Annotated in this window: 13 protein-coding genes; 5 read left to right on the top strand and 8 right to left on the bottom strand. The window is 58.0% G+C overall.

Annotation, left to right across the window (positions count from 1 at the left end; genetic code table 11):
* Nucleotides 1-193: 193 nt before the first annotated feature.
* Nucleotides 194-2,299 (bottom strand): DEAD/DEAH box helicase, encoded by a 2,106-nt coding sequence (locus BQ17_RS14300; RefSeq protein WP_218068280.1) that lies wholly within the window; start codon nt 2,297-2,299, stop codon nt 194-196.
* A 312-nt stretch (nt 2,300-2,611) separates the two neighbouring features.
* Nucleotides 2,612-4,342 (bottom strand): alpha-amylase family protein, encoded by a 1,731-nt coding sequence (locus tag BQ17_RS14305; protein ID WP_256091615.1) that lies wholly within the window; start codon nt 4,340-4,342, stop codon nt 2,612-2,614.
* A 452-nt stretch (nt 4,343-4,794) separates the two neighbouring features.
* Between BQ17_RS14305 and BQ17_RS14310 the strand changes: the two genes are divergently transcribed.
* On the top strand, nt 4,795-5,415 hold the full coding sequence (locus BQ17_RS14310; RefSeq protein ID WP_089728183.1) for a DUF2934 domain-containing protein: 621 nt from the start codon (nt 4,795-4,797) through the stop codon (nt 5,413-5,415).
* Here the strand turns inward: BQ17_RS14310 and BQ17_RS14315 are convergent.
* Together BQ17_RS14315 and BQ17_RS14320 are read right to left on the bottom strand one after the other, a co-directional pair.
* The gene (locus BQ17_RS14315) at nt 5,412-5,882 is read right to left on the bottom strand and encodes an SLC5/6 family protein (protein ID WP_176722437.1); all 471 of its coding nucleotides are present in this window, start codon (nt 5,880-5,882) and stop codon (nt 5,412-5,414) included. The genes BQ17_RS14310 and BQ17_RS14315 overlap by 4 nt on opposite strands.
* Entirely contained in the window at nt 5,822-6,127 is a 306-nt protein-coding gene (locus BQ17_RS14320) for a sodium:solute symporter family transporter (RefSeq protein WP_089728187.1), read from the bottom strand. Before BQ17_RS14320 ends, BQ17_RS14315 begins: the two co-directional genes overlap by 61 nt.
* A 143-nt stretch (nt 6,128-6,270) precedes the next feature.
* On the opposite strand from BQ17_RS14320, the gene BQ17_RS14325 reads away from it, so the two are divergent.
* Both BQ17_RS14325 and treZ read left to right on the top strand, forming a co-directional pair.
* Nucleotides 6,271-8,415: an HAD-IIB family hydrolase gene (locus BQ17_RS14325; RefSeq protein ID WP_089728188.1), complete on the top strand. Its 2,145-nt coding sequence runs from the start codon at nt 6,271-6,273 to the stop codon at nt 8,413-8,415.
* 4 nt (nt 8,416-8,419) lie between these two features.
* A complete protein-coding gene (treZ, locus tag BQ17_RS14330; RefSeq protein ID WP_218068281.1) occupies nt 8,420-10,270 on the top strand; it encodes a malto-oligosyltrehalose trehalohydrolase in 1,851 nt (616 codons plus the stop codon).
* Between the two features lie 21 nt (nt 10,271-10,291).
* Here the strand turns inward: treZ and darG are convergent, their stop codons facing one another.
* From darG to BQ17_RS22780, 3 genes are read right to left on the bottom strand one after another with little or no spacing between them, the layout of a single operon-like run.
* Entirely contained in the window at nt 10,292-11,338 is a 1,047-nt protein-coding gene (darG, locus tag BQ17_RS14335; protein WP_089728190.1) for a type II toxin-antitoxin system antitoxin DNA ADP-ribosyl glycohydrolase DarG, read from the bottom strand.
* A gap of 13 nt (nt 11,339-11,351) precedes the next feature.
* Nucleotides 11,352-11,642: a DUF4433 domain-containing protein gene (locus BQ17_RS22775; protein ID WP_256091616.1), complete on the bottom strand. Its 291-nt coding sequence runs from the start codon at nt 11,640-11,642 to the stop codon at nt 11,352-11,354.
* The gene (locus tag BQ17_RS22780) at nt 11,590-11,994 is read right to left on the bottom strand and encodes a DUF4433 domain-containing protein (protein ID WP_218068283.1); all 405 of its coding nucleotides are present in this window, start codon (nt 11,992-11,994) and stop codon (nt 11,590-11,592) included. Before BQ17_RS22780 ends, BQ17_RS22775 begins: the two co-directional genes overlap by 53 nt.
* A gap of 490 nt (nt 11,995-12,484) precedes the next feature.
* Between BQ17_RS22780 and BQ17_RS14345 the strand changes: the two genes are divergently transcribed.
* Nucleotides 12,485-14,014: a glutamate synthase-related protein gene (locus BQ17_RS14345; RefSeq protein ID WP_089728193.1), complete on the top strand. Its 1,530-nt coding sequence runs from the start codon at nt 12,485-12,487 to the stop codon at nt 14,012-14,014.
* Between the two features lie 43 nt (nt 14,015-14,057).
* The gene (locus BQ17_RS14350) at nt 14,058-15,005 is read left to right on the top strand and encodes a Gfo/Idh/MocA family protein (RefSeq protein WP_089728195.1); all 948 of its coding nucleotides are present in this window, start codon (nt 14,058-14,060) and stop codon (nt 15,003-15,005) included.
* A gap of 24 nt (nt 15,006-15,029) precedes the next feature.
* On the opposite strand, the gene BQ17_RS14355 is transcribed toward BQ17_RS14350, so the two are convergent.
* Nucleotides 15,030-15,647 (bottom strand): PIN domain-containing protein, encoded by a 618-nt coding sequence (locus tag BQ17_RS14355; protein ID WP_089728197.1) that lies wholly within the window; start codon nt 15,645-15,647, stop codon nt 15,030-15,032.
* Nucleotides 15,648-15,919 lie beyond the last annotated feature (272 nt).

Raw genomic sequence — 15,919 nt, forward strand, 5'->3', positions numbered from 1 at the left:
CCAGCTGTGGTTATTGCTGGGTTTTGGCCGTCCCTGGCCGCAACCCAGCCTACGGCCTACGGTCCCTTTTTAGACAGCCTCTTAGCCATTTGCTTGGGTACAGTGTGGTTTGAATCATCGGCTAGCCCCAACTTGACCAGCTTGGAGACCAGATCGTCTATCTGACGCATGATCGATTGATGCGTAGGGACCCTCATTCCGAACTCTCAAGCAACAGCTTCTTTAACTTCTCCCGTGTCTCCGCATCGATGTCTTCTACATGAATCTTCCCGGATTCCAGGTCTCGGACCAGCTCATTCAGGCCTCGGGTCCCTCGTTCCAAGCGTTTACGCTCGTCCGGTGAAAGATCTCGATGTACGACCCGTAGCTTTTCAAGCAGCAGCTTGGTCGGGTAGACGAAACCGAGCATAAAGGCATGCTCCTTCAGGGTCTCGAATTCCTGCTTGATCGCAGCCATGCCCGGTCCGTATCCGAATACCCGTACCCAGGCCTTGCTGCGCGTAATGGCAGTGAACAGTCGGTTCCGCAGGCCGGCGAGGTCCCGCCCTTGTGAATGGCAGCTTTGGGCATTGATGATGTACACCATCCCGGCCTCGTTTCCCTTGGCGCGAAAGATGCCAGTGAAGGTAATAGATTGGGTTTCGGTCTTGAAAAAGACATCGGCGCTGGTATCGACGCCGGCCAGATGACATGGAATACCCAGATCGAATAGCCGGCTTCGGATTGGCCCGGTCTTCTCACGGGTGGTGAACGGATCGGGGTGAATAACGACGATGTCGTCGTGGCGGAGCTCGTCCTGTTCGAGGTTCATCCGAATGGCCCGGATCAGCCATTCGTTCTGCTCGGCTTCATTCCCAAACTCATAGAATTCGACCAGATCATCGATCGACGAATGTTCCTCCAGGAATTTAGGGCTCGTCTCGTCCGTGCGTTGCAGCACGACGCCTTGTCCTGCGGTAAGCTCTCCCTCCGTGACGCGGTAACCGATTTCTTCCCAGAGACGCGGGTGGTCGAACATCTGTACCAGGCCCGTCTCACGCTCCCGGGGCGACTGCCGATAAATGCCGAAACCGAGGGCGTGGGCGGTAACGAGCACGGGACGCGAGTTGCGGTAGCATTTCTGCAGGATAAGGTCTCGCTTGGGGTCATTACCCAGCGTAACGTAAGGTCTGTCCTTCTCATCTCTGCCGAACACGTCTTCCGGCGAGGATAGTGACTCCCCGGACAGGCTTTGCAGCTCATCGTAGGCATACACGAGGCGCTTGGGATCACGCAATATCGTGTAGCACAAGCGCAGGAATGCGGACGAAAAATCCTGCGCCTCATCGACGAGTATCGCATCGTAAAGGGCTGTGGACTGACCAATCTCGGCAAGTGCCTTGCGGCAGGCGCCATCGAATGCGCGCTCAGAGCCCCCAAACCGGCTGCTTGCACTCCGAAAGTCGAAAAACTCCGTGCCGAACGCACGACAGAATTCATAATAGATGCCGTCGCGATCCTCCCCTCCCGGTGTCCCCCAGGCATTGACGACCCGAATCTTAGTCCAGTCGGGCTCCTCGCCTGTCTGTTCGATACAAAAATTGTTAATGAGCTTTCTGAACTGTCCCTTTAAGGATCGGGTATTGAAGGTGACAGCGATACGCCAATTTGGGTGTTGGCTGTGTAGATAGGCGGCCTTCAGCGCCAGGACGATCGTTTTTCCGGAACCGGCCAAACCGCGGATGCGCTGCACGCCATCGACTGTCTCGATAACGGCACGGTTCTGGCGATGATCGAGGGTGGCGATTGCGTCTTCCAGTCGCTTGAGTTTGGCGCCGCGGGAGTCTTCACGAACTACTTCCCGCCTGGTGCGGCTTTTGCGAATCGAGGAGATGCTCTCGATGGCCGACAGCACCGCGCGAGATTTTGTCTCGTTTGCGTCAGGCCAGCTCAGTTGTGCGATAACACTCCTAAGCGTATCAGCATTGCTGATCGGATAGCCGTCCTGTCGATACTGTGCCGTATCCGTTACGGCAGGGGCAAAGGTGATGACGTGAATCTCCACGCCGAGCCTGCGCCCGACGACCAGCTCACGATGGACCTTCAGGCGTGCCTCGATCTTATTGGCGATATCGTCTTGCCGCTCGCCGTAGGACCCTAACCGGGTGCCTTCGACCAGATCAAAGAGGATGATCCCTTTGTCGGGTGAGACCAAAGTGGCATCGATAGCGAACTTGCCTTCCGGCGTGGCGATCAGGGGATAGCCGAAGAAGCACTCGCCACGGAAATCGGCGCTATTTGATAACGAGTTTTCGAGCATTCGGCTGGCAACCGGTTTGCCGTTTGCGCCATGAACAAATGTCAACTTCATATTCTTATCGTCTCTTCCCGCATGACCTCGGCGGCAACAGCAAGCACGACCTGTAATACATCAGGGGATAGCTGCAATGTCATTAAGTTAAGCCTCAAAGCCCCTCTCCCGGCGGGAGAGGGACTTTTGGGGCCGGTGGAAATATTCGTGTCCATTCGTGTGCATTCGTGGTTCTTGCTTCCGGTTTTTGTGCGCATCTGTACTCGTTCATGCTGATACGGTTCGTGTTACTCACCGCATCCTACGCGGGCTTCATGGCTTCTAAGGATACGAGAGCACCTCTTCTTCACCGGCGGCATCCTTATGGACAACGCTAAAGCCGTAGTCGCGCAGATCGGCCTTCAATATGGCCGTGTTTCCATTGTTTTCCCATTTCAAGTGCAGGCGGTGGGCCTCCGTATCCATAACCTCCAGCTTGCCGTTGAACGCGGGGGAGATGTTACGCAGCCTTATGAGCCGCAGTTGGTCCTGCACAATCGGTTTGGCGAGTCCCTGCTCGATGTCGCTCATGGTCAGCGCCGTGCGATTGATTTCCTTGTGGCCCCCGGTACCACCCTGATCGGCTGCTGCATAATCGTTCTTGCCCGCGAACAGATCGAGATACCAGACTTGCGGGATACCCGGCATGAAGAGTTGAATCGCCCGGGCGAGACGCAGCTTCTGCTCGTCTTCACCCAAGGCGCTGAAAAAGGTCGCGTTGACCTGATAATAGGAGATCTTCTTTCCATCCGGGCCATAGAGGTTCTTCACTCGACCGCCCCGGTCGAGGATCCTTTCGATAACGGCATCGATCTCTTCATTCGATAAGAGTCCTTCATTCGAGAAGCCGATATCCTTCCCTTTCAAGTCGAGTACCGGGATGCCGTCGTGACATCCCAGCATATTGACCGTTTTGATACCCTTTTGCGTCAGCTCCTCGATCCAGCGCAGCAGGGGCTTATTTTTGCCGCGGTCCAGGGTATCGATCACCAGGCCTGGAAAGAAGAAGTCATAAATGGGAAATCCGTTGCCCGCCACCTCTTCATGGAGCCCGTAGCCATATTCCGAATGGATTTCAGGTAGGAGGATCAGGCCGTACTTATCGGCTATCCGCTTCAGTCGCTCCAGATACTCCCAGGTGCCCGGCTTGTTGAAGAAATTGACCATACCGGGTTGCTTGTGCAGATAGGCGAACGCATCCAGCCTGATTAAAGTCGCGCCATAGTCGCGCAGCTTTTTCAAGGTCTCGTCGTAGAAATCCCAAATACCTTCCGATTGGGCATTGAGATCCATTTGTCCCAGGTAGCTGCGTTTCCGCTCGACCACTGAAATGACGGCTTCCCTGTAATCGGAAAACCTACCCAAATCGATCGCGGCAGGTGCCCTCCTCGCGTCGATTGCGGCGTTGACAGTGGCGGCAATTTCCTCTGCCTGATCCGGTCCGATCCCTTCGATACCCGCCAGATCCTGAGGGGTGATCCGCTGATGTTTCACCTCCTGATAAAAGGTGTTCCAGTAGGGCCTGTCCGTTCCATCCGGAAACCGCACTTTCAAGATCGGAAGGCCGGGCTTGCGCATAAAGAGCATCTGCAAACAGTCTTCTCTGGGTATGACGTAACCTTCGGCGCCCAGCTCGCCGTGGGTGTGCCAGAACTCGTTCCAATCGATAAAGAAGTCCTTATATTTCGACTCGTCTCCATATTCGAGCATGTCCTGAAACTGGGGGGAGCCGACGGAAAGGTGATTTAGAACAAGATCGAACTTCAATCTGATATTGAGTCTATCAAGGACATCCAGGTCTTGTCGGGAGACCAGCTCAGGATTGAGGTCGTAGTCGATAATGGAGAATCCGCGATCCAGGTCACTATTGAAGAAGGTCGGTAGAATATAGAAGAGGGAGAAGGTGTCTTTAAATTCCGGCCTTTCCAACACGCTTACGACATCGGATAGGGTCCCGCCGATGCTGTCAGGATAGGCATTGAGCATAACCCCGTTTGGAAGGTCTTTATTCATGGAAGTGGCCTTAGTATTCATAGCAACCTGTTATTCTTGATTCTCACGACGACCCCGGCCGAATTGAAAAATCAAATAGCCGTGTGGATAGGGAATAGGGGAAATAGCCGCCCCTTCCCGCACCCGGGCAACCGAGTATATCAAAGTTACCCCATTTCCTTGCTGCGGGGCAATATGCCTGTTCGGCTTGGTCCCTGTCCACGGGATAAGCATCCATCCATTGGATGATTTGGATCAATCCTTTCTTCTATAGAATTTTTGGGGGATTTCCGGGGGATTTCCGGCTCCGATGTTCGCTGGACCTGGTCGCCGAGCGCCTTTATTTCAGTACTTAAGCGCACGAAAATGGTGGGACATCCTGGTCCCGCACCAGGGGCTTGAATTTCTCAGGGTGCTTCGGACCGGCGGAAGCGATTATACTTATCGAGAAGATCCATTCGGAGAGCGGAGCAATGACCATCGAAAGCAGTGCCTCCAGTAGCGAAACGGCCCCAGGGAAAACCATGCCGACCGGGGCCGGGTCCGATTCTCCCGACACGGAGAAACAGATGATTTCACCCGTCGCGCGTTGGCTTCGAGTCCGCGAGAATGCCTATGCCCGGGCGCAAAAGCGCGGGTTCGTAGGCGGCAATCCCTTCCAGGATTGGCTGGACGCCGAGGAAGAGATCGATGCTCGGTATGTCACGGATTTCCGTAGCGTGCTTTCGCTGAGCGATCCCGCCGAGATCACGCATCAGATCAAGGGGGTGCTTGCCGGTTACGGGTTAGGTCGCTTGAGTGTCGATACCCTGTTGAGAGATCACCACGAGGGGATGAAAAAACTGGCCGCTATCGACGCAGCACTGGTGGATGGCTCGCTCGAACTGGCATCCGAACAGACGGCCCTGGTTCAAGACGCCTTGAGCGAGGCCGTAAAGACGCTGCAATCCGTCGCCCAGGGCGAATTGAGCACGGACGGAGTAGCCAAACAGGCCGAGCTGTCGATAAAGGCCGTAGAAAATACCTTATCGCTCGTTAAATCCTTGACCGAGGCGGTGACCGGAAGCGCTCCCGGGGACAGGAAGGACCGCTAGCGAAAACTCCATACCAGCACTGCGGTCATCAGCAAGAGCACGAGTGCTTGCGTGCGATAGTCTTGCCACCAGGGTTGCGGCTCTTCGGGCCGTGCCAGCGCCGCCGTCCATATGCTCTGCGGTGCGGGCACGGAGGGTCGGCCCATGAGACCCGCCAGCGCCAGAATCACCAGACTAACCCCGAAGATCAGCCCTGCTACCAGGGTGAAGTGCAGGTTCAGCAGGCCGGTCTGGCTCAACGCGAACAAGGTCATCGAAAGGCTATGGCCCCCGATCAGGGTCGCCAATACCGCACCGGGACCCGGCCGCCGCCACAGGGACCCGACCAGGAATAGGGCGGCAACCGGAGGCACCAGATAGGCCAATGCCGTCTGGAGATAGTGGAAGAGCCCTTCGAAGCTGCCGATCAGCGGCGCAGGGGAATCAGAACGATGGCGAAGACCACCAGGATGGGGGCCGCCATCCACTCGTAGTTGGCGACCGCGATGCCCCAAACGTAGGCCGCGCCCGCCAACCCGATGAGCGTCGTCGACGAGATGTTCGAGGCGAACAACGACAGCCCGATCGGCAGCCAACCCAGACGCCGTCCGGCCAGAAACAGGTCATTGGCATCATGGGTGCGGCGGGCGATCTGGAAACCTTTTGCGAAGATGATCGCGAAGTAAAACCCGATGACGACGAGGTCGGCGGTGGTGATGTCGAATTGACTCATTTGTACGCTTGATTCCTGAAGGAAAGATGCGTGAAGGGAGATAAAATCGACCCCGCGGTACCGGAATCCGACTCGACGTACCCCCCGAAAATCTGTAGGTTAATAGGCTAAACGTAGAACTGGAGCGGGGCAAACCGAGATTCATGTATATCCTGTTGCTGAGCATCCATGGTCTGATACGCGGGAACGGGCTGGAGTTGGGACGCGACGCGGATACTGGGGGACAGACGCTGTACGTAGTCGATCTCGCCCGTGCGCTGGCCGAACGCGACGATGTGGACCAGGTGGATCTGGTCACGCGCCGGATCGTCGATCCGGCGGTATCCGGCGACTACGCCGAGCCTGTCGAACCCTTGTCCCAAAAGGCGCGCATCCTGCGCATCGACGCCGGTCCCGATGAATATATCCCCAAGGAACGGTTGTGGGATCACCTCGACGGCTTCATGGACAACCTGGTTACGACCCTGAACGCCGGGGGGCGGATGCCGGATCTGATCCACAGCCACTACGCGGACGCGGGCTATGTGGGCGTGCGTTTGTCGAACCTGCTCGGCGTGCCTCTGGTCCACACCGGACACTCCCTGGGGCGGGATAAACGCCAGCGGCTCCTGAGCGCGGGCGTGAGTGAGGAGACCATCAACCAGACCTACCACATGGACCGCCGCGTCGATGCCGAAGAGGAGGTGCTCGCCGGTGCGGATCTGGTCATTGCCAGCACCAACCACGAGATCGACGAGCAGTATGGTCTCTACGACTACTATCAACCCGGGCGGATGGCGGTCATCCCGCCGGGTACCGATCTGAGTCGCTTCTATCCGCCGGCCTCCTCAGTCTCAACCAGGGGCGATCCGCCGAGCGTGGTTCCCGACCAGATCCGGCGCTTCCTGCAAGACCCGGACAAACCGCTGATCCTGGCCCTGTCGCGGGCGGATGCGCGCAAGAACAACCAGACCCTGCTCGAGGCCTATGGGGAGTCCGACGACCTGCGGGAAACAGCGAACCTCTTGATCGTCGCCGGCAATCGTGACGATATCCGGGACCTCGACGAGGGTGCGCGCTCCGTGCTGACCGAGCTCTTGATCGGGATCGACGCCTACAATCTCTATGGACGCGTCGCCATGCCGAAGCACCTCCCCCAGGACCAGGTCGCGGAGCTCTATCGCCTGGCGGCCGAGCGGGGTGGGATATTCGTCAATCCCGCCCTCACCGAGCCCTTCGGTCTGACCCTCCTCGAAGCAGCCGCGAGCGGGCTGCCGCTGGTCGCGACGGAGAACGGCGGGCCGGTGGACATCATCGGTAACTGCGATAACGGCATTCTGGTCGACCCGCTCGACAAGGCGGCCATCGCCCAGGCCCTGCTGAAGCTGCTGACCGATCCGAAACGTTACCGTCGCATGCGCGACAATGGCGTCGTCAAGGTCCGCGAGCACTATTCCTGGCCGGCCCATGCCGAGCGCTATCTGGGGCGCGCCAAGCCACTGCTGAAGCGTCACGAACCCATCCCCCTGGCGCCGAAGCGCGGTAAACGGTATCGTGACCGGGCCCTGTTCACGGATATCGACCAGAGCCTGCTCGGCGATGCCGAAGGCATACGGCAATTCGTCACAGCGATGCACGGACACCGCAAGTGCGCGACCTTCGGCATCGCGACCGGTCGCCGCTTGGATACGGCCCTGGCGGAGCTTAAGCGCCATAGCATTCCCCACCCTGATGTCCTGATCACCAGTCTCGGTACCGAGATCCACTATGCCCCGCGGCTCGCCCGCGACCAATACTGGAACGAACACATCGACTATCTGTGGCGACCCGCCACGGTGCTTCGGGTCCTGTCCGAGTTTCCCGGACTGGAGCCCCAACCGAAGCGCGAACAGACCCACTTCAAGGTCTCTTACCACTACGACCCGGATCAGCCCCCCGATATCGAGGAGCTTACCTCGCTGCTGCGAAGCCGGGATGTAACCGCGAACCTGATTCAGTCCTTCGGCAGATTCCTCGATGTGGTTCCATCCCGAGCCAGCAAGGGCCAGGCGCTGCGCTACGTCGCCCAACGCTGGGGCATCCCGCTGGAACGGATCTTGGTCGCCGGCGGCTCCGGGGCGGACGAAGACATGATGCGCGGCAATACCTTGGCGGTGGTCGTCGCCAACCGCCATGGCGAGGAGCTGTCGCAGCTCGCAGACCTGGAGCGGATCTACTTTGCGGGCCAACCCTACGCGCTCGGCATTCTCGAGGCCGTCGATCACTACGACTTCTTCGGGAGCTGCGAGCTTCCGACGACGGGTTCGTGATCCGATGCACTCGGTCCATCCCATGCCCTTCGGCGCCCAGGTACAGGCCGACGGTCGGGTGCGTTTCCGCCTCTGGGCCCCCGCGGCCACTCGGGTCGAGCTCTGCCTCGAAGAGGACACGGGTGAATCTATCCTACCCCTGATCGGCGAGCCGGGAGGCTGGTTCGGCTTGGTGACAGACCGGGCCACCGCCGGGAGCCGTTATCGTTACTGCATCGATGGCGGGTTACGGGTGCCCGACCCCGCGTCCCGTTTTCAGCCCGACGATGTGCATGGCCCCAGCCAGGTCATCGACCCGCGGAGTTGGCGGTGGACCGACGCCGATTGGTACGGACGACCTTGGGAAGAGGCGGTCGTCTACGAGCTGCATGTCGGCGCATTTTCTCCGCAAGGCAGCTTCGCCGCCGTCACCCGGTGCCTGGACTACCTGGCCGAGCTGGGTGTCACCGCCATCGAGCTGATGCCGATCGCCGACTTCCACGGCGCGCGCAACTGGGGCTACGATGGGGTGCTTCCCTTCGCCCCTGACAGCAGCTATGGCCGGCCGGAGGACCTGAAGGCGCTGATTCAGTCGGCGCACCGCAAAGGGCTGATGGTCTTGCTGGATGTCGTATACAACCATTTTGGCCCCGAGGGTAATTTCCTGCACCAGTATGCCCCGCAATTCTTCACCGCACGCCATCACACGCCCTGGGGGACAGCCATCAACTTCGATGGGCCCGGCAGCGAGACGGTGCGCCGCTTCTTCATCCACAACGCCCTCTATTGGTTGGAGGAATACCGCTTCGACGGCTTGCGGCTGGATGCGGTGGATGCCATCAGGGACGACTCGACGCCGGATTTCCTCGCGGAGTTGGCGGCCACCGTGCGCCAAGGCCCCGGCCGTGAACGCCACGTACACCCAATCTTGGAGAATGATGACAACGCGGCGCACTATCTGCTCCGCGACCGGAACGGGCGCCCGCGGCAATATACCGCGCAATGGAACGACGACCTCCAGCATGCGCTGCATATCCTGCTCACCGGCGAGGCGGACGGTTGCTATGGGGACTTCAAAGACCGGCCTGTCTGGTACCTGGGACGCTGCCTGGCCCAAGGCTTCGGCTACCAGGGCGAGCCATCCGCCTATTGCGGCGGTGCCAAGCGCGGTGAGCCCAGCCGAGCATTGCCGCCGGTGGCCTTCGTCTCCTTTCTGCAGAATCACGACCAGGCGGGAAACCGCCCATTCGGGGAACGCATCCACTGCCTCACCGACCCGGAGCGGCTACGGGCCGCAATCGCCCTGGTGCTGCTCGCCCCGGCCCCTCCGTTGCTGTTCATGGGCGAGGAATTCGCCGCCGCGCAGCCCTTTCAGTTCTTCTGTGATTTCGGCCCCGAGCTGGCGGCGGCGGTCGCCGCGGGTCGCCGCCGGGGATTTGCCTGTTTTGAGGGGTTCGCCCAGCGCTTGGAACATCGGGCACCCCCCGACCCCAATGACCCGAATACCTTCGATCGCAGCAAGCTGGATTGGGGATGCCTGAACGGGGCACCGCATGCCGACTGGCTCGGGTTCTATCGGAATCTGTTGACGCTGCGCCACAACCAAATCATTCCGCGTCTAGCCGGTATGGAGGGCAACGCCGGCGATTTCCGTCAGATAAAGGAGCAAGGACTGCGAATCGTATGGTGTCTGGGTGATGGTTCTATACTGACCTTACTGGCCAACCTGGACGCTTCGTCCCTGCCGGTCACGGCCACGGACCTTCCCGTCGGCAAGCCTCTTTATACTTATCCTCCCGGTCTGACAATCGACTCGGCGACCGACCGGCTACCGCCTTGGTGTGTTGTGTGGTTTCTCCAAACGGCGCTGCCGTAATCTAATCTGAAAATCTCCAGATCAATTGAATTCGGCGATCCAGTCTTGTTGTGACAGCACATCGACCGCAAGACTAATTTGACGCGGGGTGAACCCCTGTTTACGGTCACTCCAGGTATGAATGCGGTGAATCACTGCCTCCAGGGAGTCAGCCTTCTCGTGCTTTATCACCCAGTGCACGGTAGCCAACAGCTCCAATCCGAAAGGCGATTCGAACCCTTCCACCAGCCTGGTTACACGAGCGAGCCGTTCTCTCGTCTCAGCGTGTCCGTCAAGAAAAGCCATTGCATCCTCCGTGGTACCAGGCACGAGCTGGAGGGGCTTATCCGGCGTGTCACCACCATCGGCGTAACCGGAAATCAGATGCCCCTCGATAGCATTCAAGACATGACGGAGATTCTCGGCATAGGGACCATAAGGCGCCTGTTTGTAACTCAGTCGTAAGGGTTCGCCGGCTTCCTGCATGAAATACATCAACTTATGGACTTCGAGCAGCGTTACGAACGGATCGAGCAGTCCACCAAGGTAGCAGCGCATCAGCTCTACTAAAACCGCCCGGCCCGGAGTCATTTTGGGCACTTCCCGGTTACGAACCATCTCCTCGGGGGCTGGTACGCCCTTGGGTTCGAAGACGATGATTCGTACATCGTCCAGATTAGAAAGCGTTCCTTCGATACGTCGTTTCACCTCCGACCATTCCAATCCACCAAGGCCGCTACCCAGCGGTGGAATAGCAATGGAGTGAATACCCCGCTTCTTGATTTCTCCAGCCAGCGCTTCGAGACCCGCGTCGATATCTTCCACACGGCTCTTGCCGCGCCAATGGCGTTTGGTCGGAAAATTGATGATATAGCGCGGGTTGGTCAGTCCACCCATAGCGAAGACGAACATTCGGCCGGGCCGAACCTCCTCGCGCTTGCAGGCAGCGGCGTAGGCCTGGAAGTTCTCCGGGAATGCCTTCTTGAATTGGAGCGAAATACCACGCCCCATCACGCCGACACAGTTGACGGTATTGATGATGGCCTCGGCATCCTCGGTGAGGATGTCGCCTGTCTTGTATTCGATCATTCTGAGATCCCCATCAATAATACCAGTCAGTTTTTATCTCTAATCGCGGCCTGTGATCGCTCGCAACCAGTGCATGGGCTACTTGACGATAGGTTAGATCTGTACGTGCCCCAATACGTTCAATCAACTCCCAGGGAAAACTGGTTTCTACCAAAAACTCTGCCTGTTTGGCATCCTTGGAGGATTGCCAATTCCTGGTTTGTACAGCCTCCCAGTCGATTTCATCCAACTGCGACAAATCACAACGGTCTTCAAAAAAAGAAGAACCCGCGTTCGCAAAGTGTGAAAGCCCAACGCCGATCATTCGCTTCGGCCCATGCAACGGCGTCACGAAGATCGAACTCCAGGTGCACGATTGGGTCTTCGCCACCGCGATACGAAAGCTCTGGGTGATTACCGCGATGGATCAGGTAGAGCATGATCGAGCGTGGACAGAAATAGAACGGCACACAATTACCCACATATAATCCTGGGCGGCTATTTAATGTCAGTTCATAGAGACGCCGTGATTTGATCGTATTCATCCCTATGGTCGTACCCAGCCCTGGATGTTTCACCATCTCCGCATCACACCATAGCCCTTTGCTCTGAATGATCGAAGGCAACCGATCTACATGCACGATGTGGTAAACTTTCGGCTGCGTCGGTACTGTCATGCCTCGACCTCTATTTCCGCTCCATCTTCAACCATGTCGGCGTTCTCCCTATCCAACAGTTGCAGCCAGCTTCCGGTCTCCGGTCGCCAGCCGCTGTAGCAGTGATCCGGTCTGCCCTGATCGCACAGAGTGTTAGTCCAGAAACCGACTTGTTAGCGCCTTCTCTGCGTCCTTAGCGTCTTAAGCGGTTCAGACGCGAGTCGGTTTCGACGATTTGCGTTATTGGCGTTCATTTGCGGTAAAAAATGATTCCCGTGCTATCGGCACTTCGATACTAGAGTTGTTCCTGTCGATAACTTGCTGATGTTTCAGGGTGTTTCTAAATTCCAAGGCCGGCTGGGAGTGGAAAGAATCGGTTCTTTTTGCTCTCAGTCGGCCTATGGAATATGAGAATGTATTGAAAATCAACAAATTAACAAATTGAACAAACGGAACAACTCTACTATTGTACTGGTTCTGACAGCATACCGACATCTCTGGGGAGAACGATATGGAAAAACCCATTGCTGCGGACAATAAGCCCATTGAAACAAGGCTCGAGGCTGGTGAAACCTATTATTGGTGCGCATGCGGAAAATCGGCCAAGCAGCCCTTTTGCGACGGAAGTCATAAGGGCTCATCTTTCACGCCAAAGCCGTTTAAGGCGGAGGAATCGGAAGCTGCCTATCTATGCATGTGCAAGCTGACCAAGCATCCACCCTACTGCGACGGCAGCCATAAATCCATCGGCGAGAGACCATTGGACCAAGGTACAGAAACAAAGACGCCGAACCTGGCCACCCCGACACCGGAAGAGCCCCAGGTCGCCTTTATTCATGAGCTGGCAGAGAATGGGTTGAGCAAAACCGGGCACCATGGCGAGGTCGGAGCCATGGGCATTCCAGGTCCACAACTCCCCAAATGGGACGATATTCAGATCCTGACCGCACAGCTGGCAACTAAACCGCTTCTCGATGACGTGGAGATCGGAACTGATCTCATTATCGGCAGGAACGCCGAAAAACCGCTCGTCCTCAAGATTCCACTCCTGGTGTCTGATATGAGTTTCGGGGCCCTGTCTGAGGAGGCCAAGGTCGCCCTGGCAAGGGGCGCGGAGTTGGCTGGTACGGGCATCTGCTCGGGAGAGGGTGGGATGCTCCCGGAAGAACAATCTCAGTGTTCCAGATACTTCTATGAACTTGCGTCGGCAAAATTCGGATACTCGGAAGATTTGCTGCCGAAAGTACAAGCCTTTCATTTCAAGGGCGGACAGGGTGCCAAGACGGGAACCGGAGGTCATTTACCGGGAAACAAGGTAAAGGGCAAGATTGCCGCAGTTCGGCAGCTGGAGGAAGGAACCGATGCCGTTTCACCGGCGACATTTTCTGATTTATCATCCGTCGATGATTTTCGAACGTTCGGGGACCGGGTCCGAGCCTTGACCAAAGGCATTCCCATCGGGTTTAAGCTCTCGGCCCAACATATTGAAGAAGACATTGAATTTGCTATACAGGCCGGAGCCGACTACATCATTCTCGATGGACGCGGCGGCGGAACCGGTGCGGCCCCGTTGATCTTCAGGGATCACATCTCCGTTCCAACCATTCCGGCATTGGTGAGGGCCCGGAGCTACCTGGACAAGAATGAGTATGGTCATGTTTCCTTAATCATCACCGGTGGCCTCAGGACCCCGGCCGATTTCGTCAAGGCCCTCTGTCTCGGAGCTGACGGAATCGCCCTATCCAACGCAGCAATGCAGGCTATCGGATGTGTCGCCGCCCGAATGTGCAATACCAATAATTGCCCCGCAGGAATCGCGACTCAAAGGCCCGAACTTAGGAAACAGGTCGATCCTGGGGTCGCATCAAAAAGACTGGCGCGGTTTCTTGAGTCTTCGGTCGAGCTTATGAAGCTTCTGGCTCGGGCGTGTGGCCATCGCCACTTCAGCCAATTCTCTCTGAGGGATTTAACGACCTGGAAGAAAGAAATGAGTGACCTCTCGGGAGTGAGATTCGGTGGGGTGAACGGGTATCCTTCCTAGTTTTCGATTGGCGAAAGGCATCCACCCAACCGGGGGATCTTGAATGACGAATCAGCTCCGTGTCGCCGTTGTGGGTGTTGGCTATCTGGGGCGCTTCCACGCCCTAATTTACTCCCGCATGCCCGAGGTGGCACTCGTGGGGGTCGTGGACCCGGACGCCGATCGTGCGCATGCCGTAGCGGCGGAGGTGGGTTGTTCCGCATTCACCGACGCGGAGGAGCTCCTCCGGCGGGTGGACGCCGTGAGTGTCGTTGCCCCCACGAGTGTCCATCTGGAGGTGGCGGCTCCCTTCCTGCGGCGCGGGGTCCACATGATGCTGGAAAAACCGATTGCCGCCACAGGTGAGGAAGGCGAGGAGATCGTACGGCTTGCGGCGCGGTCCGGTGCGATCCTGCAGATCGGCCATCTGGAGCGCTTCAACGCGGGGGTCATGGCGTTGGCCCGGAGAATCTCCGCGCCCCGTTACATGGAGGCCCAACGCATGGGGGGCTTCACTGAGCGGGTAGCGGACGTGGATGTCATCTCGGATCTCATGATCCACGACATCGATATCATCCTTGCGCTAATGGGCTCGCCGATCCGGCACATCGCGGCGGTGGGCACGCCGGTGCTGACCGAGCATATCGACATTGCCAACGCCCGTCTGGAGTTTGCCGACGGGGCGGTGGCAAGCGTGGTCGCCAGCCGGGTCTCGGACAAGAAGATGCGGCGTATCCGCGTGTTTCAGCCCAGCGGCTACTTGTCCCTGGACTTTATCACCCAGACGATCGACATCGCCTATCCCAAGGAGACTCGGGGCGTAGAGCGACCCGAGATCGTGCGTGAACGCATCGAGATCGAGCCGGTCAAGCCCCTGGACCGGGAGCTCGAGACCTTCGTCCAATGCGTGCGAGCTTCCCGTCCTCCACTCGTCGACGGTCGGGTCGGACTCGAGGCCCTGAAGGTAGCCCTCGAAGTGCGATCAGGTATTCGGACCAACACCGGAAGCTGAAAAGCCATGTCCATTTCGGTATGGTTACTCCCCGGCCAATCGCCGGATTTCCTTTACCAGCACCGGAGCGAGGCGATAGCCATTCTCGGTGAGATGTTCCAGCTCTGTGGTCACTGACTCGATCACTCCCCTGCGTTTGGCGGTTATCAGGAAGCCTCCAATGCCAACGACGGGAATGCCTTGGCGTCGGGCAATGACACGGCCGCGGCGCTCGTCGATGAGCAGGACGCGACAAGCGATCTTCTCGGCGAGCAGGATTGCCTCGGCCTCGCCGGGATTAAGCAACCGCTTGAGCCCGAATGTATCAGTTGGAGCCGCCATTACTTCCAACCATCCGGCAGTCAGGGCTACCCCCAAGGCTCTTGCACCTGGCCGACCGGAATCGAGTTGGAGTTCCTCCATGACGGCGGTAGGTACCACGACTGACCCGTAAAGGCGGGCGAGCAAATCATGCCGACCGATGCGCGCCAGGGCAATCAAGGGGCCGGCATCGGCCACTACCGAAAAGTGTCTGTTCGGATCACCCACAGTTTTCTCCGTAGATTGGGCGGCGACCCCGGCGCAGTCGTCCGGCGTCAGGGTGTACTCCTGACCGTCCAGGGCGCGGCGGGTGCCGGCGCGGAATACGGCGATCGTGCCCACAGGGGTCCTCTCGGGAGGATGTTGGGGGGCAGGATACGAGGATCGACGCCCGTCGTCTTGTGAAGCACGGGCGCGGAGGGTTAGTGATGAGTGATGAATGCGGAATGATGAAGGGGGAAGTGATCGTCGTGCCAACCGCTAATAGGACAGGATTAACAGGATGATCAGGATTAACAGGATTATTTTTCTTAAATTTGGACCCCGTCCAGGAAGAAATCGCCGGGGGCCTGTGCTGCCCGGCCGGCGGCAAAATGGTCAGCGCTGACCATTTT

It is taken from the genome of Candidatus Thiosymbion oneisti, assembly GCF_900092655.1.
Lineage (GTDB): Bacteria > Pseudomonadota > Gammaproteobacteria > Chromatiales > Chromatiaceae > Thiosymbion > Thiosymbion oneisti.